Source organism: Celeribacter sp., from assembly GCF_048270365.1.
In the GTDB taxonomy this organism is placed as follows: Bacteria; Pseudomonadota; Alphaproteobacteria; order Rhodobacterales; family Rhodobacteraceae; genus Celeribacter.
Window position 1 is genome coordinate 279,273 of sequence record NZ_JBLWTA010000004.1, and the last position, 21,316, is coordinate 300,588.

The window sequence follows — 21,316 nt, forward strand, 5'->3', positions numbered from 1 at the left end:
CGTCACGCAATCTTTAGGTCCTGTCATCTGCTTTCTTCTGGCGTGTAGCGCCTATGGCAATAGAATAGGGGTCACAAGCAGAGAAACCAGACGGGAAATCATGACCGAGGCGCAACCATATGTGAAAAGACGCAAGAAGGGGTTCGAAAGAACCGCCAGTCTTTTGATGCGCCGTATCCAGGAGGCGTCCGAAACCCGTGGGTTTTCGCAATCCAAACTGCTCACCCATTGGGAAGAAAGCGTCGGGCCGGAGATCGCGGCCATGTCGCGTCCCGTCAAAGTGTCCTATGCCAAGGGCGGTTTCGGCGCCACCCTCACGCTTTTGACCACCGGGGCCTATGCGCCGATGCTTCAGGCTGAGATTCCAAAGATTCGCGATCGCGTGAATGCCGTCTATGGCCACAACGCGATCAGCCACATTCACATCACACAAACCGCGCCGATGGGATTCTCCGAAGGCCGCGCTGTTTTTGAGACGAAGAAACCCAAAACCAAACCGCAAATGACGCCGGAAACCCAGGCGCAGGCCAAATCCCTCGCTGATGGGGTGCATGATGAAGCCCTGCGTCAGGCACTTGAGAAATTCGCCGGGACATTCCTGACCCGGCACAGCACGACAACAAAGGAAAACTGATGAACCGCCGCACCTTCATGATCACCACCGCCATGGCTACACTCGGTGGCGCGCTTTTGCTGAACCCCTCTGCCGTCACGAATTTCATCGTGTCCCCGGCCGCGGCTCAGGAGGCCGATAGCACTGGAATCTCTGATCTGGTTCTTGGCGATGCGGAGGCTCCGATCGAATTGATCGAATACGCGTCCTACACCTGTCCGCATTGTGCGAACTTCCATAGCGCTGTGTTCGAGCCCTTGAAGAAAGACTATATCGACACCGGCAAAGTGAAATTCGTCTACCGCGAAGTCTACTTTGACAAATTCGGGCTTTGGGCCTCGATGGTCGCGCGTTGTGGCGGTGAAATGCGCTATTTCGGCGTTCAGAAAATGCTCTACGAAGAGCAGGCCGAGTGGCTTGCCGGGGGCAAGGACACGATGGAGATTGTCGAGAACCTGCGCAAAATCGGCAAGCGTGCCGGTCTGACCGATGAGAACCTCGACGCCTGCCTGAACGACGGCGAAATGGCGGAACAGCTCTACGCGAAATTCACCAAAGAAGTCGAAGAATACGACGTGAACGCCACGCCGACGCTGGTCATCGATGGTGAGAAACATTCGAACATGAGCTACGCGGATCTCAAGGCAATCTTGGACGCGAAACTCGAAGGATAAGGCTCTAACCCAGCCCTAAACGGCTCAAATGTGCATCAATCTCTGACCAGTCGGAGACATTAAGCCGCACGGGCAGGGTGACCACCTTCATACGAAAGGCGCGGGGCAAACGCACCGCGTCTTTTTCTGTGGTCACCATCTGTGCCCCCAGCGCCATAGCTTCGATTTCGAGCCTTTTCATCAGCGGAATGGAGAGAGGCTGGTGATCCTTAAGCGCCTCAGTCCGCAGAAGATCAGCCCCCAGATCGCGCAGGGTTTGAAAGAACTTTTCCGGATGACCGATGCCTGCGAAAGCCATGACCTGCAGCCCCTGCCAATCGAGGCCGGTGGGTAGCGGTTGAAGCATGGCCTGGGTTCGTGGAATAGACACCAATCCGGCCCAATTCGACGTAAATCGCGCTTGAGCGGCGGCATCACCTATCGAGATCAGAACATCGCCACGCGCCATGCCGACAGAGACAGGTTCGCGCAAAGGCCCACCGGGCAACACGCGACCATTGCCAAAGCCACGATGGGCATCGACCACAACGAGCGTGAGGTCCTTTTCGACGGACGGATTCTGCATGCCGTCATCAAGAAGGATGACGTCGGCGCCAGCCTTTTCGGCTGCGCGCACGCCCGCGGCGCGGTCCTTGGAGACCCAAACCGGGGTGAAGGCGGCGATTAGAAGTGGCTCGTCGCCGGTGTCATCGGCGCTATGCGCGCGCTCATCGACGCGCACCGGGCCTTCGAGCTTGCCGCCATAGCCGCGCGAGACGACGTGCGGGCTGTGCCCGCGTTCGATCAACCGTTGAACCAAGGCGATGGTCGTGGGCGTCTTGCCGGTCCCACCCGCGTTGATGTTGCCGACACAGATCACTGGCACGGACGCGCGATAGCCGGGCTTTTTGAGGCGCTTGGCCGTGGCCTTCGCGTAGAGCGCGGACAGTGGCGACAAGAGCCGGGCTTGCCAACCGGGGTTTTTCGCTGGATTAGACCAGAACAGAGGCTGTTTCATGGCGCGATCCTTTCCCGAAGATCGAGGAAATCCTGCACCAAATTGGCGACACGGTCCGTGACCTCGGCGCCGGTGGAGGCCACTTCCCACGCCGCGCCAGCCATCAAAGCGGCTTGATCGGGGGACATCAAACGCCCGACCTCTTCGCCCAATTCAAACCCGTCCGTCACCACGCGCACGGCATTTCCGGCGGTGAGACGCGCATAGGCGGTGGTGAAATCCGAGACGTGGCGACCATGCAGGATCGCGGAGCCCATGGCGGCAGCTGGATAGGGATCGATGCCCCCAAAGGGCCCGAGAGAGCTTCCCATAAAACTGATAGGCGCGATCCGGTGCCACAGACCTTCCTCGCCGTGATGGGGGTCCGTCAGGAGGATGACGACCTGATCCGCTTCGGAAATTGCGCCATCGGGATCAAGGAGCGTGGCGGCCAGACCGGCGGTTTCCATCTGGGCCAAGACGCTGTCTTGCGTTGAGGGATCGGACAGGGACAGCACCAACAACAGCCGGTGCGCGCGGCGCAGGGCGCGTTTGTGGGCGCGGATCACTTCGCTGATTTCCGCGCGATTCAGCCGTGCGGCAAACCATGTGGGGCGCGTGCCGATCTCCGCCATGCGACGTGTCAGCTCATCGTCATCGACGCTGGGCGCGATGCCGCCCTCTTCGAGATAGCCCAAAATCTCGATCTGCTCCGGGCCAAGCCCGGCGCGGCGCCACGGATAAGCGGCCTCGGAACTGGCGGTGATCACGTGATCGAAGCCGCCCAGAACATGTTTGCGAAGCCCCGGCACGGGGCTGGTCAGATCGAGCGTGATCGGGCTTTGCGGGGCTTCGATGGCGAGGGTGGGAATATGGCGTTCATGGGTTTCGCGCAGCAAATTTGGACGGAATTTTCCACCGATCCAAACAAGGCTGTCGGGCGACCAATGGTCCAGAAAACGCCGCACGATGGTGCTGTCGTCTTCGGGTAAAACCGCGAAATAACCAGTGTCGAGCGCGGCGCCAACCGGGGGCTGCACATCGGGGGACAGCGTGATCAACCCGAACATATCGGGCCGGTCGTCGCTGATCCGACACATGAGTTCCATCGCCGGGCGCAGCGCAAAACCGGTCGCGGCGTGGAGCCAGAGCACCTCTCCTTTCGGGCGGTCCGGGAGATTTTGCGCAAGCCGTTGATCGCGGGCACTCTGCGAAAGCGCCCCGTTTTGCACGAGGCGATCCAACCGGTCGGCATGCTGCCGCTCGCTTTTGCGGCTCAGGCCCGAATAGAGCAGATAGGGTAAGGGTCGGGCCATCTGGCCTTATCCTCAGGCCCCAAGCTCTTCGGTGGGAGAGGCGTTTTGCGCTTCGTCGCGCAGCCGGTGCAGGTGGGCGATGAAATAGCGCATATGGGCATTGTCCACGGTACGTTGCGCTTCTGCCTTCCACGCGTTGTGTGCCGTTTCGTAATCGGGGAAAATCCCAACGATATGAATGTCATCGACATTGCGGAACACGGTTTTGGAGGGGTCGATCAATTCGCCGCCGAAGACGAGGTGCAGTCTTTGTGCCATGGAAACTCTCCGAATGTTATGGGCGCACCCTAGTCCAATCGCCGGGGGGGTCAAGCGGACTGCGGCATGCGCCTAATTCTTGGGCGGCATATTGCGGTTTTTTGATCTTTTTCGCGATGAACTGTTTTCCTTATCAGGCGCCGGGGTCATCATGAGGCTATGAAGACCGAAAAGACCGCCCCCCGCCTGATCGTATTTTCCGATCTCGACGGCACGTTGCTGGACCATGACAGCTATTCATGGGCCGCGGCGAAACCGGCGTTGCAGGAGATGAAACGTCTGGGCCTTCCTCTGATTTTGGCGAGTTCGAAAACCGCCGCTGAGATTGCGGAACTGCGCTCCGAGATGGGTTTCGATGATGCGCCCGCGATTGTCGAAAACGGGGCGGGCATTTTGGCGCCGGGTACTGGCGCTTTGTCGGACCGGACAGCGCATGATGCCATCCTCAAGGCCTTGGCCGATTTGCCGAAAGAGCTGCGCGCGCCTTATACCGGCTTTTCTGATTGGACTGTCGAAGAGGTGGCGCAGAACACCGGGCTTCCTTTGGCACAAGCCAAGCTGGCCGCGCAAAGGCAGTTCTCGGAACCCGGTCTTTGGCGTGGATCGAACGAAAATCTGTTTCGCTTTGAGGCCGCATTGAAGGACAAGGGCATCCATGCCCGACAGGGCGGGCGCTATCTGACTCTCTCGTTCGGCGCAACCAAGGCGGATCGCATGGCCGACATCATCGCGGATTACACCCCGCGTCCTGTCACGATGGCTCTGGGCGACGCGCCCAATGATGTCGAAATGATTGCGGCGGCGGATCATGGCGTTGTCGTGCGGAATTCACATGGGCCGGGTATCCCGACCCTGCCTGGAGAGGCCGAGGGGCGGATCATGCGCACTGAGGCGCCCGGTCCCGAAGGTTGGAACATTGCGGTGCTCTCACGCATCGCACAAGAATATCAAAATACCGAGAAAGGCTAAGACATGGCGGATTTTCATCAGGGCGGGCATGTCGCCACATTGCACAATCTGCGCATCAATGGCGAAGAGGACCTGAGCCGCGAACTCAATGCCTTTTCTTCGACGCGCAAAATCACGCTGATCCTGCCGTCGCTGTTTTCCGAGCTGGAAGGCGATGCGCTTACGAACATCGTCGATGAGCTGAACAAGGTTGATTTCATCCATCGCATCGTCATCGGCCTCGACCGCGCCACCGAAGAGCAATATCGCTACGCGCTTCAGTTTTTCTCGCGGCTCAAGGCCGATCATGTGGTGCTTTGGAACGATGGTCCGCGCCTGTCTGCGGTGGATGCGCGTCTCAAAGAGCTGGACCTGTCGCCTTCCGAGCCGGGCAAGGGGCGCAATGTCTGGTTTTGCATGGGCTATACGATTGCCCGCGCCGACAGTGCTGTGGTCGCCGTGCATGATTGCGATGTGGTGACCTATTCCGCCGAAATGCTCGCGCGTCTTGTCTATCCGGTTGCGAACCCGACCTTTCCCTATCAGATGTCCAAAGGTTTCTACCCCCGCATCGCAGACGGCAAACTCAATGGCCGGGTGACGCGGCTTTTGGTGACGCCGATGATCCATGCGTTGGCCAAGGTGCTGGGGCCACGCGATTACCTCGATTTTCTGGCCGATTTCCGCTATCCGCTGGCCGGTGAATTTGCCATGCGCACCTCGATCCTGCCGGATATGCGGATCCCGTCGGATTGGGGGTTGGAGATCGGTTTGCTCTCCGAGGCTTGGCGCAATCTTAGCCCGCGTGCGGTCTGTCAGGTCGAGATTTCCGACCGCTACGATCACAAACATCAGGACCTGAGCGAAGAAGACGCCGCCACAGGTTTGTCGCGGATGTCCGTCGATATCTGCAAGGCGCTTTACCGCAAGCTCGCCGCCGATGGGACGGTCTTCTCCGAAGAGATTTTCCGCTCGATCAAAGCCACCTATTATCGCGGCGCGCTTGATCTTATCGAGACCTATTTCAACGACGCGCGGATGAACGGGTTGCATGTGGACCGCCATTCCGAAGAGAAAGCGGTCGAGCTTTTCGCGAACAACATCATCCTCGCGGGCAGCGTGTTCCTCGACAATCCGATGGAGACGCCTTTCATCCCCAACTGGTCGCGGGTGCATTCGGCGGACCCGGACATCATTGCCTCGATGACGCGCGCCGTGGCAGAGGATATGGAAGAGTATAAATAGGCTTTTTCAGCCGGATTAGGGTCTATTTAAGCCGTGCGAGGATGCCATCCGCCAGATTGGGGCATCCCGCCACCAGGCCGCCCAATTGCGGTCGCGGCTGGTTGAAAACCGGTGTTTGTCCCGCAAGATCGGTGACCTGTCCCCCGGCTTCGGTCAGGATCAGCGTGCCCGCCGCCACGTCCCATTCCCAAGTGTCGCGAAAGCTGAACATCGCGTCATAGCGCCCCTGCGCCACAAGCGTCAGCCGGTAGGCGAGGGAGGGGCGGTATTTGTGAATGAATTTCGGCGCGCCGCCCTGCCAATGTTCGTCGTCCAAATGCTGGCGCGGGGCCAGAACGGTCGCGCCATCGAGATCGCAGCGTTCCGTCACGATCAGAGGCTCGTCGTTGAGATAGGCACCCTGTCCTTTGACTGCATGAAATAGCCGTTCGCGCAGCGGCAAAAACACCACAGCCGCGATCACCTCGCCCTCTTCGGCGATTGCCAAAGAATGCGCCCAATTGTGGTCGCCATGGATAAAGCTGCGGGTGCCGTCAATCGGATCGACGATGAACACGCGTTTTTTGCCGAGGCGCTCGGAGGTGGTATCGACGGTTTCCTCGGAGAGCCAGCCATACTCAGGTCGCTCGGAGAGGAGGTATTCGTGCAGCATGCGGTCGACGGCGAGATCGGCCTCCGTCACCGGACCTTGTCCGCCGCCCTTGTCCCAGACCTCCGGATCGGCGCGCCAATAGGGGCGGGCGATCTCGCCAGCGTTGCGCGCGGCCTCGATGAGAAGCTCCAGATCTTCGAAGGCACTTTCAGTCGCCGGCAAGTGTCATCCCTTCGACCAAAAGCGAGGGCACGACACGGCTCAGATGCGCGCGGGCGTCATTCGCGGGCACGATGGTTTTGAGCATATCGCGCAGGTTCCCTGCGATGGTGCATTCGTTGACCGGATAGGCAATTTCGCCGTTCTCGATCCAGAACCCGCTCGCCCCACGGGAATAATCGCCGGTGGTCGGATTGATCGACGAGCCGATCATCGAGGTGATCAAAAGCCCGGTGCCCATCTCGCGCATCAACTCTTCGCGGCTCTGGTTGCCCTGCGTTAGGGTCACATTCCCGGAGGTGGGTGACGGAGGCGAAGAGGCGCCGCGCGAGGCATTGGCGGTGCTCTCAAGCTCCAGTTTGCGGGCGGTCGCGAGGTCGAGAACCCAGGAGGTCAGCCGTCCGTTTTCCACTAGTGCACGTTTCTGAGTTGCCAACCCTTCGGCGTCGAACAGACGTGAGGCGGAGGTACGCGGGCGGTGCGGGTCTTCGATCACGGACAATCCGCTGGGCAGAACATCCTCACCCATCGCATCGCGCAGCCAGCTTGCACCACGCGCAATCGCGGAGCCGTTGATCGCGGACAGAAGATGCCCGATCAGCGACGAAGAAATTCTCTCGTCGAAGAGCATCGGATAGGCGCCGGTCTTGGGCTTGCGCGCGCCGAGACGGGCGACGGTGCGTTCGGCGGCCAGAAGGCCGATCTCTTCCGGGCTGGGCAGGTCCGCGCCGAAAATTCGGCTTTCGCCGCAATAATCGCGCTCCATCCCCGTGCCTTCGCCCGCGATGGCGACTGTCGAAATCATCCGGTCGCTGCGGGCATAGCCGCCGCTGAATCCATTGGTCGCGGAGAGGTAAATCTGGCGACGGCCGTAAGCGGCGGCGGCGCTGTCGACTTGCGACACGCCTTTGTATCCGGCCGCTGCCGCCTCGGCGCGCAGGGCGTCGTCTTTGAGCATTTCGGGCGATGGCTCGTCGGAGGGATCGAAGAGTTCCAGGGAACGTGCATCGGTCTTCCCGGTGATTTGTGTCGCATCGGCAAGGCCCGCCGTCGGGTCCTCTGGCGCCAATCGGGCCATGGTGACCGCGCGTTCGGCCATGGTGGCCAGTGTTTCGGGACGGGTGTCGGAGGCGGACACGCAGGCTTGGCGTTTGCCGATCAGAACCCGCAGCCCGATGTCCACACCTTCGGAGCGCTCCGCCTGTTCCAACCCGCCTTGCCGGACATTGATTGACAGCGAGGTGCCGTCGATGGCCATCGCATCTGCGGCCTCGGCCCCGGCACTCATAGCGGCCTCAAGAAGCGCCTCGGTCAGGTCTTTGAGGTTGCGCGTCATGGCGGGGTCTCCTGTTTCGTCTGATGTGCGTGTCAGATGCACCGCCCGCCCGCGAAGTGCAAGCAGGCGGTGCGTCTTCCCGTGTTTAGAACGGCAGCGGTTGCCCGTTGGCGATGATCTGGCCGTCTTCGGTCATTTCGATCTCGGACACCAACTCGCCTGCGGTCTCACCCGGACGGGCAAAGAGGCCCAGCATCATCTGCGCCGACATGGCCTGTTCCGGCGGCAGAATGCCAGCGGAAGACAGTTTGGTGATCAGATCGGTCACACCCACCATATTGAGCGAGAGCTTGCCCGCGAACGGCGGCATGCCACCGGGAACTGCGGCTTCCTGATCGAGGAAGTGCCCCGTGCCTTCGCCCTTGATCGTGGCGCCCGCGAGGTCGAGGAAGATCTCTGGAATATTCACCGTTTCGACTTTGAACGGCATCTCTCCATCGTTCTCTTCGAGAGCGGTCATGGCGGCGACGTCGAACAGGTCCATGCCGTTTTCCAGCGTACCATCCAGCGCAATGCGCAGGCTTGCCGGATCATGCGGCAGCTGGCCGGTCGGGTCTGCGATCATCCATGCGATCTCCGGCAGGACCAATTCTTCCATCCCGAGACGAAGCTCGAAGGGCTGGAGCTCTTCAGAGGCGGACAGCGGGAAGAGCAGAGCGGTGTTGTAGCTCTTCATCGAGACGTTCACCTGACCGCCGGGGATTTGTGCGCCAGCGGCGATGACATTGAGATCGGCGACCTTGGCGTCATAGCCAATTGCACCGTCTTCGAGCGTCATGTCCAGCGTCGAGGCCCCGGTTGCGGCGTCGATTTTCATTCCGCCACCCGGCGCGTCGCTCTCGATCACGATGGAAGAGGTGCTGCCCGCAAAGGCCATGGTGATGTCCATCGCACTCTTGCCGAGCAGGGTTTGCATGAAATTGTCAGTCTCACCTTCGTGCAGCGTGAAGGACCCGGTGACTGTCATGTCATTGGCGGCAAAGCCCATATCGACCTTTTCCCCGGTCTCCGTGTCCATCGGATCGAAATCGTAACTCAGCGCGCTTGCGGTGATGTCCATGTCGGACGTCCAACCGTTTTCGACCTGCTCAAGCGTATAGGTGCCATTGATGCCGACAATCTTGGCCGTGAGACCGGGCTGGATCACCATATCCTCGACACTAACCGGCTCGTTTTTCATTTCGAGCGCATTGTCATCGAAGGTAAACACCATGTCCTCGGGCGTGCCGGAAATGATCGTCACCCCGTCGAGCGTCATGGTTGAGCGGGTTTCAATCGTGTCGGCGTCCACAGACTCCTCGAACCCCGGTCCCACCGGCGTGACCGCGATCGAATTAAGCGGCTCGACAAAGCGCAGGGCAACGGTGCCCCCGCTCTGTTCCTGAAAGCGAATCTCAGGGGCCGTGGTGGTCGAGGTGACAGAGGTTTCACCCAGATCCATCTCCAGACCGTAGACCATGTTGCGCACGACCAGCGTGTCGCCTTCGCGCGTCACCTCGGCGGTCGGCTCCATGCCCATCTGGGCCATCTGACCACGATAAGCCTCCCAAGCCTCCTCCGGCGTGATGTCGGCAAGCGCCGGGGTGCCCATCAGGCAGACGGCGGTGAGCGCCGTGGTCGTAAACAGGGAACGCATGAAAATCTCCTTTAACATTCGCGCGTACATTTTCGTGCTTTGCGCGGAGGGTCAAGACTGGAACCCCGGACTTGCAGACCTTATGGTCGCGGAGAATTAGGAGAGAGGCCACACTATGTCAGACGTCACTGGAAAAACCGTTGTCATCACCGGGGCGAGCCGTGGCATCGGCGAGGCTGCGGCCCGTCTTTTTGCCGCATCCGGTGCGAAGGTTGCGCTTTTGGCGCGCAGTGAGGAAGCCATCACCAAGATCGCTGAGGAGATCGGTGCGAACGCCTTGGCCGTCCCTTGCGATATCTCAAGCTATACGGCGATTGATGCCGCGATGAGTGCGGTTGAAAGCCAACTTGGCCCCATCGACATCCTGATCAACAACGCCGGTGTGATCGATCCGATTGGCGATCTCAAAGCCTGTGATCCTGAGGCTTGGGGTCGTCTGATCGACATCAACGTCAAAGGCGTCTTCTACGCCATGCGGCGTGTTGTGCCGGAGATGGTTTCCCGTGGTTCTGGCACGGTTTTGACCATTTCCTCGGGCGCCGCGCATAGTCCGGTCGAGGGCTGGAGCGCCTATTGCAGTTCCAAAGCCGGGGCCGCGATGTTGACCTCCATGCTCGATCTCGAAGAACGTGCCAATGGCATCCGCGCCATGGGTCTTTCGCCGGGGACGGTTGCGACCCAAATGCAGTGTGACATCAAAGCTTCCGGCATCAATGCGGTGAGCCAGCTCGACTGGTCTGATCATATCCCGCCCGAGTGGCCCGCGCAGGCCTTGCTCTGGATGTGTGGCGCCGAGGCGGACGCGCATCTGGGCGAAGAATTGTCCCTGCGGGACGAAGGTCTGCGTCGCAAGATCGGGGTGATTTCATGATCGAACTGGCGCGGGATGGCGATCTTTGGAATGTGACCCTAAACCGGCCCGAAAAGGCAAATTCCTTGACCTCCGCTATGCTGTCTCGGCTCATTGACATTGTGGATGAAGCGTCAGGGACTGCCAAGATTTTCGTCCTGACAGGCGCGGGAAAGGTGTTTTCCGCAGGCGCCGATCTCGATGAAGCGCGGGCAGGTCTTGCAACCTCGCCTTTGTGGGAGGAGCTGTCGGGAAAAATCGTGGCTTTGCCGTGCCTGACCATCGCGGCGCTGAATGGTACTCTGGCGGGCGGCGCCTTTGGTATGGCGCTGGCCTGCGACATCCGCCTGTCCGACCCTTCGGCGAAATTCTTTTACCCGGTGATGAAGCTGGGTTTCCTGCCGCAGCCCTCCGATCCGGTGCGACTTTCGACCCTAATCGGGCCTGCGAGGGCGAAAATGATCCTGATGGCGGGGCAAAAAATCACCGCTGAGGAGGCACTGTCTTGGGGGCTGGTGGACCACTTGGTTCCGGCGGCGGATCAAAAAGAGGCTGTCGCAGAGCTGTCTCAGGCGGCGCTTGAGGCCGCGCCAGAACACATCGCCGGGATCAAGGCCCTGATCCAGCCGTGAGTGAGGCGCCTGTTCAGGTTGACGTGCTGGTCGTGGGCGCCGGTCCCGCTGGTCTCATGGCGGCGGATGTGGTGTCCAAAGCGGGCCACAGCGTGCTGATCGCCGAGGCGAAACCTTCGCCCGCGCGCAAATTCCTCATGGCTGGGAAATCGGGTCTAAACCTGACGAAAAACGAACCTCTGGAGGCGTTTTTTCGTGCCTATGCCCCGCTGCCTCCGACCCTTCGCACGGCTTTGGAAAGTTTCGGTCCGCAAGAGGCCATCGCTTGGGCGGAAGCCTTGGGGCAGGAGATGTTCACGGGCTCCACGGGCCGGGTGTTTCCCAGGGTGATGAAAGCCTCACCTTTGCTGCGGGCTTGGCTTGCGCGGCTGGAGGCACAGGGGGCCGAGCTGCGTCGCAATTGGCGGATGGACGCGCTTGGCGGAACGGTTCGCTTTGCAACGCCAGAGGGACCGCGCGAGGTTGCGGCCAAACGTGTGATCTTGGCGCTCGGAGGGGCAAGTTGGGCCAGATTAGGGTCGAATGGTGCGTGGGTAGAGATCGTTTCGCCCTATGTCGACCTTGCCCCGTTTGCTCCGTCGAATGTCGGTCTTCTGATCGACTGGAGTGCCCATATGACCCGCCATTTCGGGCATCCGGTCAAAGGCGTGACTTTGCGCGCCGGGGACTATGAGAGCCGTGGAGAATTTGTCATCTCCGCGACCGGCCTTGAAGGTGGCGGGATTTATAGCGTCACGCGGGGGCTGCGCACGGGCGCGCCTTTGGTGCTTGATCTCTTGCCGGACTGGTCAGAAGACAAACTCAAACAGACCCTAATCCAGCGGAAGTCGAAGGAAAACCTGACGAAATTCTTCAAACGCGCTTTGCGGCTCACGCCGGAGAAGATCGCTCTGGTCATGGAGTTTGCAGGGCCGAAGCCCGATGATTTGATCACCGCGCTCAAGGCGCTTGAGATTAAAAGCATAAAATTCCGTCCGATGGATGAGGCCATTTCCACCGCAGGCGGTGTGACCTTTGAGAGCCTGACGGATCATCTGGAAGCCATCGCGAAACCCGGTCTGTTTTTCGCTGGTGAGATGCTCGATTGGGACGCGCCGACAGGCGGCTATCTTTTGACCGCCTGTCTCGCCACCGGACGTCTGGCCGGGCTTGGCGCGCTTAGATATCTTTCATGACCTCGGCGGCGATCTCGAAGGAGCGCAGCCGTTTCTGATGATCATGGATATTCGCCGCAAAGATGATTTCATCCGGCTGATAACGATCGATCAGCGCCGTGATTTTGTCTTTCACCATCGGCTTCGTCCCGGTTGCCGAGACCGCGAAAATCGCGTCGAGCGAGGGGATGAACTGACGCGGCACGACCGTGGAAATATCCTCGACGGGATAGGGCAATTTGCCGGGGCGCCCCATGCGCAGATTGGCGAAGGTCTGCATCATCGACGAGCGCAGATACACGGCCTCCTCGGCGCTCTCGGCGGCAAAGACGTTTGTGGCCAGCATGAAATAGGGCTTGTCGAGATAGTCTGAGGGCTGGAACAGATCGCGATAGATCTTCACCGCCTGATCCAGCGCGGCGGGCGCGAAATGCGAGGCAAAGGCGTAGGGCAGACCCAGCACAGCCGCCAGTTCCGCGCCATAGGTCGAAGAGCCCAGCATCCACACTGGCACATGGGTGCCCGTGCCGGGAAAGGCGCGCACGGCGGCGTCCTCGGGCATGTCACCGAGATAGGCCATGACCTCCTGCACATCTTGCGGGAAGGTTTCGCCGTTGGCGTGCCCCGGCGTCAGATTGCGGCGCAGCGCGCGTGCTGTCGGCATATCCGTCCCCGGCGCGCGACCAAGGCCCAGATCGATACGGTCGCCGTACAATTCGCGCAATGTGCCGAACGCCTCCGCCACCTGCAAGGGCGCGTGGTTCGGCAACATGATCCCGCCTGCGCCGATACGGATCGTTGAGGTATGTGCCCCGATATGTCCGATCACCACGGCGGTCGCGGCGGAGGCAATCCCCGGCATGTTGTGATGTTCGGCCAGCCAGAACCGGTTGTAGCCCCAGCTTTCGGCATGCTGCGCCAGATCGACAGAGTTTTTCAACGCATCGGCGGTGGAGGTGCCTTCGGGCACGGGAGAGAGATCGAGAAGGGAATAGGGGGTCATGTGCGGCTCCTTTCCCCTACATCTGGGGCGTCTCGGAGTGCGAGCAATGGTGTTTTCCGCTCAGCGCCGTTGCGCGAGCATGGCAAGCCGGATGAGCGCACGCTCTATGACGGCCATGGTCGGCGCCTTGGACGAGGAGCGCAGCGTCAGATCGGTGTCGGTCAGAATGGAAAGCGCGGTTTCCAGTTTATACATGCCCCAGCCGGAGGCCTGTTTGGTCATCCGGTCCCGACGCGGGCCAAAGATCGGCGGACGCGCGGCGGCGATACCTGCGCCTGCGCCATTCGGATGCGAGGCGGCGGCGTGGAGGCTTCGGAAATGCCGCATGGCAAAGATCGAAAGCGCGACCGGATCGCTGCCTTGGCCCGCAAGTTTGATCATCAGGGGGCCAAGCTCATTGGCGCGCCCTTCGGCCACGGCGTTCAAGACATCGTCCACCTCGGCCTCCGTGGTGGCGGGGGCGCAGTTTTGGACGTCTTCGCTTGAGACGGGCGTGGTGTCGCCCAGTTTGTAGAGCGCGAGCTTTTCGAGTGTCTGGCGAAAATCGCCGGGGTCGATTGTGCGGGCCAGCGCCTCGATGTCGGTCATGGCGTCGCGGGAGATGTCAGAGATCCCAGCCTTGGACAGCGTGGCCTCAATCTCGGCGCGCGACGGCGGATCGGCGTAGATGGCGATGGCATAGGCGCTCGGGTGACCTTCGAAGAGCTTGCGCAGCTTCGAGGTGGCTTTGAGCTGACCCGCGGTCACAACGATCTGCGCATCCCCGTCGCGCCAGTCGAACAGCGCGTCCTTGGCGAGATCGGCGATCTGGTCGGTGGCATCCTCGACAAAGGCCACGCGCGGACCGGGGAAAAAGCCCTGGGATTTCAGCGCGTCCATCAGGAGCGTTTTATCTTTGCGCAGCTCGGCCCCCGACATGCGGGTGAGGCGCATTTCCTCTTCGCCCTCTTTGCCGATCAGCCCCTCGATCACCTCTTGGCGGCGCAGCGCTATGCGCATGGCATCGGGACCATAGAGCAGCACGCCCGCTTTCCCGGGATCGGGTTTGGCGAAGTAGGAGATCGCATCCCGAGCGGAAAGCTTCATGCCGGCAGCTCGGCAGGGAGATCAACGGTGGAGATGATCTGGCTCACCATCTGATCGGCGAGAATGACCATCAGGCGCTCGTAGGCATCGCGTGAAGCGGTCAGCGTGTCGACCGACGAGCCTGTGGCGGAATAGGCGGTAAAGCTCGAGGCCTTGCGTTTCGCCAACAGACGCCCGGTCGTGATGTCGGTGAGCGTGTATTCAACCTCACCCGCCACATGATAGCGCAGGATTTCCTGATCGCGGGTGATGCCGATCTGATTGCGACTGGTCGTAATCCTATAGGCGAGGCGATAGAGCGGTGTTTGTGTTGTGCCGAATTGATCGGTGAGCCGATTGACCAGAGTGTAGCTCTCGCGATCATCGGGCGCGAGGATATCGACCTTGCCCCGCAGGGCGCCGCCACTGCTTCCCGGCCCATAGGCAGGCGTGAACCCGCAGCCAGCGAGGGCTGCGAGCGAGATTAGGAGAGTTCTGCGATCAAACGACGACATTGACGATGCGGCCCGGGACAACGATGAGTTTCTTCGGCGATCCGCCATCGAGCGCCTTTTTCACAGCATCGTTTTCCAGCACCAGCTTTTCAACCTCTTCCTTCGGCATATCTTTGGGAACAGAGATTTCGTCACGGCGTTTGCCGTTGATCTGGATCGGAAGCGTCACCGTGTCCTCGACCAGCATCGCCTCATCCGGCGTGGGCCAGGCGGCTTTTGCGATCAGTCCCTCGCCCCCCAGCATGGACCACATGTCTTCCGCGAGGTGCGGGGTCATGGGGGACATCAGCTGCGCCAGCGTTTTGAGGGCAAAGCGTTTCGCCTCGCGCCCCGCTTTGGATTTCGCGATGGTGTTGGTAAAGCCGTAAAGCTTGGCAATCGAGGCGTTGAAGCCAAAGCTCTCAATGCCCTGCGTGACCTCGAACATCGCCTTATGCGCGGCGCGCATCAACTCGTCATCGCCTTGGCCCTGTTCCGGCGCAGTCTCAAGGTCCGCGGCCAGACGCCAGACACGGCCGAGGTGTTTGTGTGAGGCTTCGGCGCCCGAGGCGGTCCATTCCACGTCCCGTTCCGGCGGACTGTCAGACAGCACAAACCAGCGCGCGGTGTCGGCGCCGAATTGTTTGATGATCTCGACCGGGTCCACCACGTTGTTTTTCGACTTGGACATCTTGGCGGAGGGCACGATTTCGACTTCTGTGCCGTCTTTCAAGTAGCCTTTGCCATCCCGCAGGTCGACCTCTTCCGGGTAGTGATACTTCGGACGGCCGTCCGCGCCCACGGTCTTGTAGATCGCGTGGGTCACCATACCTTGCGTGAACAGTGCATCGAACGGTTCGCGGGCGCTGTCGGGCAGGTGGCCGGTCTCGTTCATCGCACGGGCGAAGAAGCGGGAATAGAGAAGGTGCAGAATCGCGTGTTCGATGCCGCCGATATATTGATCGACGTTCATCCAATACTCGGCGTCTTCCTTCACGGTCGGCGTCGTGGCATGGGGCGCGGTGAAGCGCGCGTAGTACCAAGAGCTGTCGACAAAGGTGTCCATCGTGTCGGTCTCGCGCAGGGCCGCGCCGCCGCAGTTCGGACAGGTCGTGTTGCGCCAGGACGGGTGACGGTCGAGCGGGTTGCCGGGGATCGAGAAATCAATCGCTTTGCCGTCTTCATCAAAGGGCAACTCGATCGGCAGGTTCTCTTTCTTTTCCGGCACCACGCCGCAGCTTTCACAGTGCACCACCGGGATCGGACAGCCCCAATAGCGCTGACGGGACAGACCCCAATCGCGCAGGCGGAATTTGGTCACACCATGGCCGACACCGTTGGCTTCGCAGAAATCGACGGCGCTGTTCACACCCTCGTCGCCGGTCTGAACCTCTTCGCCCGCGAAACCACGGATGTATTTCACGGTTTCAGATTTCGTCGGAACAAAGGCTTCGGCCTCGTTCAGCTCGCCCTCAACCGGGGCAAACACATAGTTGATCGGGAGGCCGTATTTCGTCGCAAAATCAAAGTCGCGCTGGTCGTGCGCCGGGCAGCCGAAAATCGCGCCGGTGCCGTAATCCATCAGGATGAAGTTGGCGATATAGACCGGCAGTTCCCACGACGTGTCGAAGGGGTGGCGCACGGTCAGCCCGGTGTTGAGGCCCAGCTTCTCGGCCTTTTCAATCGCTTCTTCCGTCGTGCCACCTTTGCGGCATTCCTCACAGAAAGCGGCAATCTCCGGGTTCTCGGCGGTCAGTTCTTTGGCCAGCGGGTGATCGGCGGAGATGCCCACGAAAGACGCGCCCATCAACGTGTCGGGACGGGTGGTGTAAACTTCGATCCGGTCGTGATGCGCGGGGGCGTCGACGATAGAAAACGCAAACTGAAGACCGCGCGATTTGCCGATCCAGTTCTTCTGCATCGTTTTGACCTTGTCCGGCCAATTGTCGAGGTGGTCGATGGCTTCCAAAAGGTCTTCGGAATAGTCGGAGATCTTAAAGAACCATTGCGTCAGTTCCTTACGCTCCACCGGCGCACCAGAACGCCAGCCGCAGCCGTCGATCACCTGTTCATTCGCCAGAACCGTCATATCGACCGGGTCCCAGTTCACGGTGGCGTTCTTGCGATAGACCAGACCCTTTTCCAGCATGTCGAGGAACATCGCCTGTTGCTGGCCGTAATAGTCGGTGTCGCAGGTCGCGAACATCCGGGTCCAGTCAATCGAAAGCCCCAGGGGCTTCATCTGATCGACCATCGTGTCGATGTTGTTGTAGGTCCAGGTTTTGGGATGCCCGCCAGAGGCCATCGCGGCGTTCTCCGCCGGCATGCCGAACGCGTCAAAGCCCATCGGGTGCAACACGTTGAACCCGGTCGAGGATTTGTAGCGCGCCACCACATCGCCCATGGTGTAGTTGCGCACGTGACCGATGTGGATGCGGCCCGAGGGATAGGGGAACATCTCAAGCACGTAGTACTTCGGCTTGCTCTCGTCGCGCTTGGCGAGGAACACATCCGCCTCATTCCAGGCAGACTGCCATTTCGGTTCGATCTCGCTGGGCGCGTAGCGGCTCATGTTCACATCCTCAATCTCAGACAAACGCCGGGCAGATAGGCCCGGCGTGGTCATAAATCCTTGGCTCTCCGGGGTCCAGAGGCCTTGTGTCGCTCGCCTCAGTTTCCTGAACGAAGCTGGCGGGCGCGGGTCAGAATGGCGTCTTCCACGGCTTGCACCGTCGCCTGGCTCACCGCACCGCCGCGGGTGTAGAGCGAGACGTTCAGCGTGCGGGCATCCAGCGCCGGATCGGTCACGTTGATCACTGCGCGATAGGCGTTGCCGCCGCCCGGCGGGGTGCCGTAGCCGGTGATGATCACGCCGGTGAAGGGATCGGCCTCTTGCACGGGCAGGAAGGACAACACGTCAAGTGCTGCGTTCCAGATGTATTTGTTGACTTGCACAGAGTCGGAGACAGAGCCGCGACCGCCACCAAAAATGGTCCGGCGTTTCGGCTGTTCGATCACGATGGTTTCGCCGTTGGGAATTTCCACCACTTGCCCGGTGGAGCGCGTGTCCACTGTTGTGGTGCCTTCGGTCGTGACAACGGTCTCTTTCTTGCCGCCGGAGAAGGGCAGGGAGCCCATGCTGTCACCAAGAGAACTGACACTGTCAAACGCGCCACAGCCCGCAAGCGAAAGGGTCGCGATCAGGGCGGTGGTCAGAAAGGATGGGCGAAACATCTACGGCTCCCTTACAAGATATCGCGGCAACCGTATCGTTCAGGCGTGAAAGGGACAAGGCCCCAAAACGTGCGATTGAAAAAGGAGTGGCGCAAAAGGAAAGGGCCGCTCTTGACGAGCGGCCCTCAAGAATTTCAATTCCGTCAGGAATTAGAATTCGAAGGACAGAGCCAGCGTGGCGCCGTAGTTCAGCTCGTAGCCACCGAGGCTGGTGTCGATGTCGTCGAGGTCGCCCGACTTGTCGTAGCTGGTTGCGTCAGCATAGGAGGCCAAGAAGGATGCGCCGCCGCCAAGGTCGTATTCAGCAACGATGTAGGAAGCGAAGTCGTTGTCGGTGTCGTCGTCACCGTCGATGGTACCTGCGGTCACAACGAGGCCGTTGCCCATGTCGTAGGAGCCAGCAACGCCGAATTCTTCTTCGTTGTATGCATCTTCGTAGTAGGCATAGATAGAGATCGGGCCGTCGGAGTAAGCAACGTTGACACCGTATGCCATTTCTTCAGCATAGGCTTCAGCGTAGTTCACGTTTGCGCCGATGGTGACCGGGCCAACCGGGTAAGCAACGGCGAGACCGTAGCCAGCGTCGCCGTCCAGCGTACCAGCGTTGAAGGTCAGCTCAGCGCCGCCGAGGGAGGTCTTCGCGGAAAGCAGGATGGTTTCAAGCTGTTCGTAGTCGCTGTCCATCATGTAGTCTGCGTAGGTGGTGTCCTCTTCAGCATAGAAGAAGCCGAGATCAACCATGCCAAGTTCCGCACTTGCGAAGAACTGGATGCCGAAATCCTCGGCGGCAGGGCCAAAGTCGGAGGAGAGGAACGTCGACACGCCAACGGAGTAGGCACCGAAATCAGCTTCTGCCTTCAAAACAGAAACGTCGGCCAAAAAGTCTTCAGCTTCGTCAGCAACCGGCTCGTAGAAGTCGTTGACCAGATCGAACGAGGTGAAGACGGTTTCAACGTCGCCATAGGTCAGCGCGAAAACGTCGTTCGACAGGGTGAGCACGATGTCCGAGGTGGAGGTCGCGTCGAGGAAGGAGAGGCCGGTGCCCTGAGTGGTTTGGTACTCAGCGGAGGTGAAGTCGATGTCTGCAGTCACAGACGCGGTCCAGCCGTTGTTCAGCTCTTGAGACAGGCCAAGGGTGAGGCCCAGGTCGTAGTAGAAGCCGTCGTAGAGGCCGGGTTCGTCGTTGTAGCCGAGCTCTGCGTCACCGGACCAGGTCACTTCAGCGGAAGCGGCGCCAGCAAGCAGGGCGATCGCTGCGGAAGAAAGAAGGATGTTTTTCATTTTTTTCCCTCGTGGAATTTTATGAATATCAGGCATGCCGGCTAACCCGACACATGGCGAGAGAAATGCGCTGAAGTGGGCTTTGGGTCAAGCAAAGGCGCTTTTCTGAACAAAGCTCTCTGAAAAATGATGCAATGAGGTCACACACCTGTTGCAGCGCAGCGCGACTACATTCTAAGAAAACAAAGGAATGTAGGCCTATAGGGCCATAGGAGGCAGATATGGGGTTGGCGGAGATCAAAGCGCGGGTTGCAAGCGAGGCGGAGCGTGTCGGGCGGGCGCAGGAGAGCGTCACTTTGATTGCTGTCTCCAAGGTTCAGCCCAATGAGCGAGTCGCATCCGTGCTTGAAGAAGGTCACCGGGTGTTCGGGGAAAACAAGGTGCAGGAGGCGGCTGGCAAGTGGCCTGCGTTCAAGGAACAGTATGACGGTGTGGAGCTGCATCTCATCGGCCCGCTTCAGACCAACAAGGCGCGTCAGGCGATGGAATTGTTCGATGTGATTCACACGGTGGACCGCCCGAAGCTTGCCAATACCATCTCGCGGCTGCGTGAAGAGCTGGGGCATTGCCCGCGCTTGTTCATTCAGGTGAACACCGGCGAGGAACCTCAAAAGGCCGGTATTTTGCCCGCCGATGCGGATGGATTTATCAAAGAATGTCTCGATCTGGGGCTGAGCATCGAAGGGTTGATGTGCATTCCGCCCGCCGAGGAAGAGCCGTCTCTGCACTTCGCGCTGTTGAAAAAGATCGCCCATCGGAATGGTCTTTCGGGGCTGTCGATGGGGATGTCCGGCGACTTTGAAACCGCGATTGCGCAGGGTGCGACCCATGTCCGGGTCGGCTCCGCGATCTTTGGCGAGCGGGATTATTCCTGACGATTGTGCATCTCGGTGACGTGTCGGAGAGTCGTCTGGCACGTTTTATCTGTGGTGCGGCTCTCAACCGTTTGATAGGTGTGTTTCGCGCAAGCGGCCTATCAATAGAGGCGGCGCGAATTTAATGTGAGTGTTGATTTTGCTTGATCCGGGTCTTTTCCCTTTTTTGATCGCGACGGGATTGGTTGTCCTTCTGCTTTGCATCGAAGTGCTCCTTTTGATGTTCGGACTTTCGAGTGCTCTGCCCGAGGCGGATTTGGGGGATGTGCCCGATCTCGATGTTGATCTGCATGGAATGAGTGTGCCGGAGTTGGCGACAGAGCTCGACGTGCCCTTCGATCTGGCGACGGAAATCGAGATTGGACTGGCGGAAGCTGATCTGCCGGACGCATCCACCGATGCCGCGGTGTCTTCGACCTCCAGCGGGTCTTTTGATTTTCTCGGATTGCGCAAACAACCCCTCATCATTTGGCTCGCCATCTTTCTTGCGCTCTTCGCGGCAGCGGGATTGGTCTTGCAATCGGGTATGGCGGCGATCTTTGGGCAGATGCTGCCACGCTTTGTGGCCGTGCCTCTGGCGCTTATCCCATCGTTGGCGCTGACCCGGAAACTGTCCGCAGCTCTTGCGCGTTTGATCCCGCAGGATGAAACCTCTGCGATTTCGGAGCGCAGTCTTGGACGTAAACGCGGCGTGGTCACCGTGGGCATTTCCCGACGTGGCAGTCCGGCGCAGGTTCGGATCACGGACGGGTATGACAACACGCATTATGCGATGCTTGAGCCGCTGGCCGACAAAGATGAAATTCCCGAAGGTACGGAGGTGCTCGTCCTTCGTCTGCGCAATGGCGATCTGCGCCTTGTGCCCCTCGGCTGACTTGTTTTTTGGAATTCCTATAACGGAGAGGACCCTTTCTC

At 60.0% G+C, this 21,316-nt stretch carries 21 protein-coding genes; 9 read left to right on the top strand and 12 right to left on the bottom strand.

The annotated features are described in order from the left end of the window. Window positions 1–166 precede the first annotated feature (166 nt). Together ACN0X0_RS07905 and ACN0X0_RS07910 are read left to right on the top strand one after the other, a co-directional pair. On the top strand, window positions 167–634 hold the full coding sequence (locus ACN0X0_RS07905) for a DUF721 domain-containing protein (RefSeq protein WP_417278697.1): 468 nt from the start codon (window positions 167–169) through the stop codon (window positions 632–634). Then, a complete protein-coding gene (locus ACN0X0_RS07910; RefSeq protein ID WP_417278698.1) occupies window positions 634–1,287 on the top strand; it encodes a DsbA family protein in 654 nt (217 codons plus the stop codon). The genes ACN0X0_RS07905 and ACN0X0_RS07910 overlap by 1 nt, the downstream gene beginning before the upstream one ends. 4 nt (window positions 1,288–1,291) lie before the next feature. On the opposite strand, the gene lpxK is transcribed toward ACN0X0_RS07910, so the two are convergent. Genes lpxK through ACN0X0_RS07925 form a run of 3 tightly spaced genes read right to left on the bottom strand, consistent with a single transcriptional unit; the run spans window position 1,292 to window position 3,837 of the window. Next, window positions 1,292–2,284, bottom strand: a complete 993-nt coding sequence (gene lpxK / locus ACN0X0_RS07915) for a tetraacyldisaccharide 4'-kinase (RefSeq protein WP_417278699.1) — start codon at window positions 2,282–2,284, stop codon at window positions 1,292–1,294. Then, window positions 2,281–3,579: a 3-deoxy-D-manno-octulosonic acid transferase gene (locus ACN0X0_RS07920; protein WP_417278700.1), complete on the bottom strand. Its 1,299-nt coding sequence runs from the start codon at window positions 3,577–3,579 to the stop codon at window positions 2,281–2,283. The genes lpxK and ACN0X0_RS07920 overlap by 4 nt, the downstream gene beginning before the upstream one ends. A gap of 12 nt (window positions 3,580–3,591) precedes the next feature. Beyond that, window positions 3,592–3,837, bottom strand: a complete 246-nt coding sequence (locus tag ACN0X0_RS07925) for a DUF4170 domain-containing protein (RefSeq protein WP_167601300.1) — start codon at window positions 3,835–3,837, stop codon at window positions 3,592–3,594. Window positions 3,838–3,996: 159 nt separating this feature from the next. Between ACN0X0_RS07925 and ACN0X0_RS07930 the strand changes: the two genes are divergently transcribed. Together ACN0X0_RS07930 and ACN0X0_RS07935 are read left to right on the top strand one after the other, a co-directional pair. Continuing rightward, window positions 3,997–4,806, top strand: a complete 810-nt coding sequence (locus ACN0X0_RS07930) for an HAD-IIB family hydrolase (protein WP_417278701.1) — start codon at window positions 3,997–3,999, stop codon at window positions 4,804–4,806. A gap of 3 nt (window positions 4,807–4,809) precedes the next feature. Continuing rightward, window positions 4,810–6,030, top strand: coding sequence for a glycosyl transferase (locus tag ACN0X0_RS07935; RefSeq protein WP_321367176.1), 1,221 nt, complete (start codon window positions 4,810–4,812; stop codon window positions 6,028–6,030). A gap of 22 nt (window positions 6,031–6,052) precedes the next feature. On the opposite strand, the gene ACN0X0_RS07940 is transcribed toward ACN0X0_RS07935, so the two are convergent. From ACN0X0_RS07940 to ACN0X0_RS07950, 3 genes are all read right to left on the bottom strand, one after another. Further along, window positions 6,053–6,844 (bottom strand): 3'(2'),5'-bisphosphate nucleotidase CysQ, encoded by a 792-nt coding sequence (locus ACN0X0_RS07940; protein WP_417262308.1) that lies wholly within the window; start codon window positions 6,842–6,844, stop codon window positions 6,053–6,055. Further along, a complete protein-coding gene (locus tag ACN0X0_RS07945) occupies window positions 6,831–8,177 on the bottom strand; it encodes a TldD/PmbA family protein (protein ID WP_417278702.1) in 1,347 nt (448 codons plus the stop codon). The genes ACN0X0_RS07940 and ACN0X0_RS07945 overlap by 14 nt, the downstream gene beginning before the upstream one ends. Window positions 8,178–8,262: 85 nt before the next feature. After that, the gene (locus ACN0X0_RS07950) at window positions 8,263–9,813 is read right to left on the bottom strand and encodes a hypothetical protein (protein ID WP_417278703.1); all 1,551 of its coding nucleotides are present in this window, start codon (window positions 9,811–9,813) and stop codon (window positions 8,263–8,265) included. A 115-nt stretch (window positions 9,814–9,928) separates the two neighbouring features. On the opposite strand from ACN0X0_RS07950, the gene ACN0X0_RS07955 reads away from it, so the two are divergent. Genes ACN0X0_RS07955 through ACN0X0_RS07965 form a run of 3 tightly spaced genes read left to right on the top strand, consistent with a single transcriptional unit; the run spans window position 9,929 to window position 12,470 of the window. After that, a complete protein-coding gene (locus ACN0X0_RS07955; RefSeq protein ID WP_417278704.1) occupies window positions 9,929–10,684 on the top strand; it encodes an SDR family oxidoreductase in 756 nt (251 codons plus the stop codon). Continuing rightward, on the top strand, window positions 10,681–11,295 hold the full coding sequence (locus ACN0X0_RS07960) for an enoyl-CoA hydratase/isomerase family protein (RefSeq protein ID WP_417278705.1): 615 nt from the start codon (window positions 10,681–10,683) through the stop codon (window positions 11,293–11,295). Before ACN0X0_RS07955 ends, ACN0X0_RS07960 begins: the two co-directional genes overlap by 4 nt. Beyond that, complete coding sequence (locus ACN0X0_RS07965) at window positions 11,292–12,470, top strand: TIGR03862 family flavoprotein (protein ID WP_417278706.1); 1,179 nt, start codon at window positions 11,292–11,294, stop codon at window positions 12,468–12,470. Before ACN0X0_RS07960 ends, ACN0X0_RS07965 begins: the two co-directional genes overlap by 4 nt. Here the strand turns inward: ACN0X0_RS07965 and ACN0X0_RS07970 are convergent. The 6 genes from ACN0X0_RS07970 to ACN0X0_RS07995 all read right to left on the bottom strand — a co-directional run bounded on the left by ACN0X0_RS07970 (window position 12,454) and on the right by ACN0X0_RS07995 (window position 19,562). Beyond that, complete coding sequence (locus tag ACN0X0_RS07970) at window positions 12,454–13,452, bottom strand: LLM class flavin-dependent oxidoreductase (protein WP_417278707.1); 999 nt, start codon at window positions 13,450–13,452, stop codon at window positions 12,454–12,456. The two genes, ACN0X0_RS07965 and ACN0X0_RS07970, sit on opposite strands and share 17 nt — an antisense overlap. 60 nt (window positions 13,453–13,512) lie before the next feature. Continuing rightward, entirely contained in the window at window positions 13,513–14,538 is a 1,026-nt protein-coding gene (holA, locus tag ACN0X0_RS07975; protein WP_417278708.1) for a DNA polymerase III subunit delta, read from the bottom strand. Then, on the bottom strand, window positions 14,535–15,032 hold the full coding sequence (lptE, locus tag ACN0X0_RS07980) for an LPS assembly lipoprotein LptE (protein ID WP_417278709.1): 498 nt from the start codon (window positions 15,030–15,032) through the stop codon (window positions 14,535–14,537). The genes holA and lptE overlap by 4 nt, the downstream gene beginning before the upstream one ends. Further along, window positions 15,019–17,583 (bottom strand): leucine--tRNA ligase, encoded by a 2,565-nt coding sequence (gene leuS, locus ACN0X0_RS07985; protein ID WP_417278710.1) that lies wholly within the window; start codon window positions 17,581–17,583, stop codon window positions 15,019–15,021. The genes lptE and leuS overlap by 14 nt, the downstream gene beginning before the upstream one ends. Before the next feature lie 98 nt (window positions 17,584–17,681). Continuing rightward, window positions 17,682–18,245: a DUF3576 domain-containing protein gene (locus ACN0X0_RS07990; protein ID WP_417278711.1), complete on the bottom strand. Its 564-nt coding sequence runs from the start codon at window positions 18,243–18,245 to the stop codon at window positions 17,682–17,684. 150 nt (window positions 18,246–18,395) lie between these two features. Next, complete coding sequence (locus ACN0X0_RS07995; RefSeq protein ID WP_417278712.1) at window positions 18,396–19,562, bottom strand: porin; 1,167 nt, start codon at window positions 19,560–19,562, stop codon at window positions 18,396–18,398. 185 nt (window positions 19,563–19,747) lie between these two features. On the opposite strand from ACN0X0_RS07995, the gene ACN0X0_RS08000 reads away from it, so the two are divergent. Both ACN0X0_RS08000 and ACN0X0_RS08005 read left to right on the top strand, forming a co-directional pair. Next, window positions 19,748–20,401 carry a YggS family pyridoxal phosphate-dependent enzyme gene (locus tag ACN0X0_RS08000; protein WP_417278713.1) on the top strand — a complete coding sequence of 218 codons (654 nt, stop codon included), beginning with the start codon at window positions 19,748–19,750 and terminating at the stop codon, window positions 20,399–20,401. Between the two features lie 130 nt (window positions 20,402–20,531). Next, entirely contained in the window at window positions 20,532–21,275 is a 744-nt protein-coding gene (locus ACN0X0_RS08005) for an OB-fold-containig protein (RefSeq protein WP_417278714.1), read from the top strand. The last annotated feature ends 41 nt before the right edge of the window (window positions 21,276–21,316 follow it).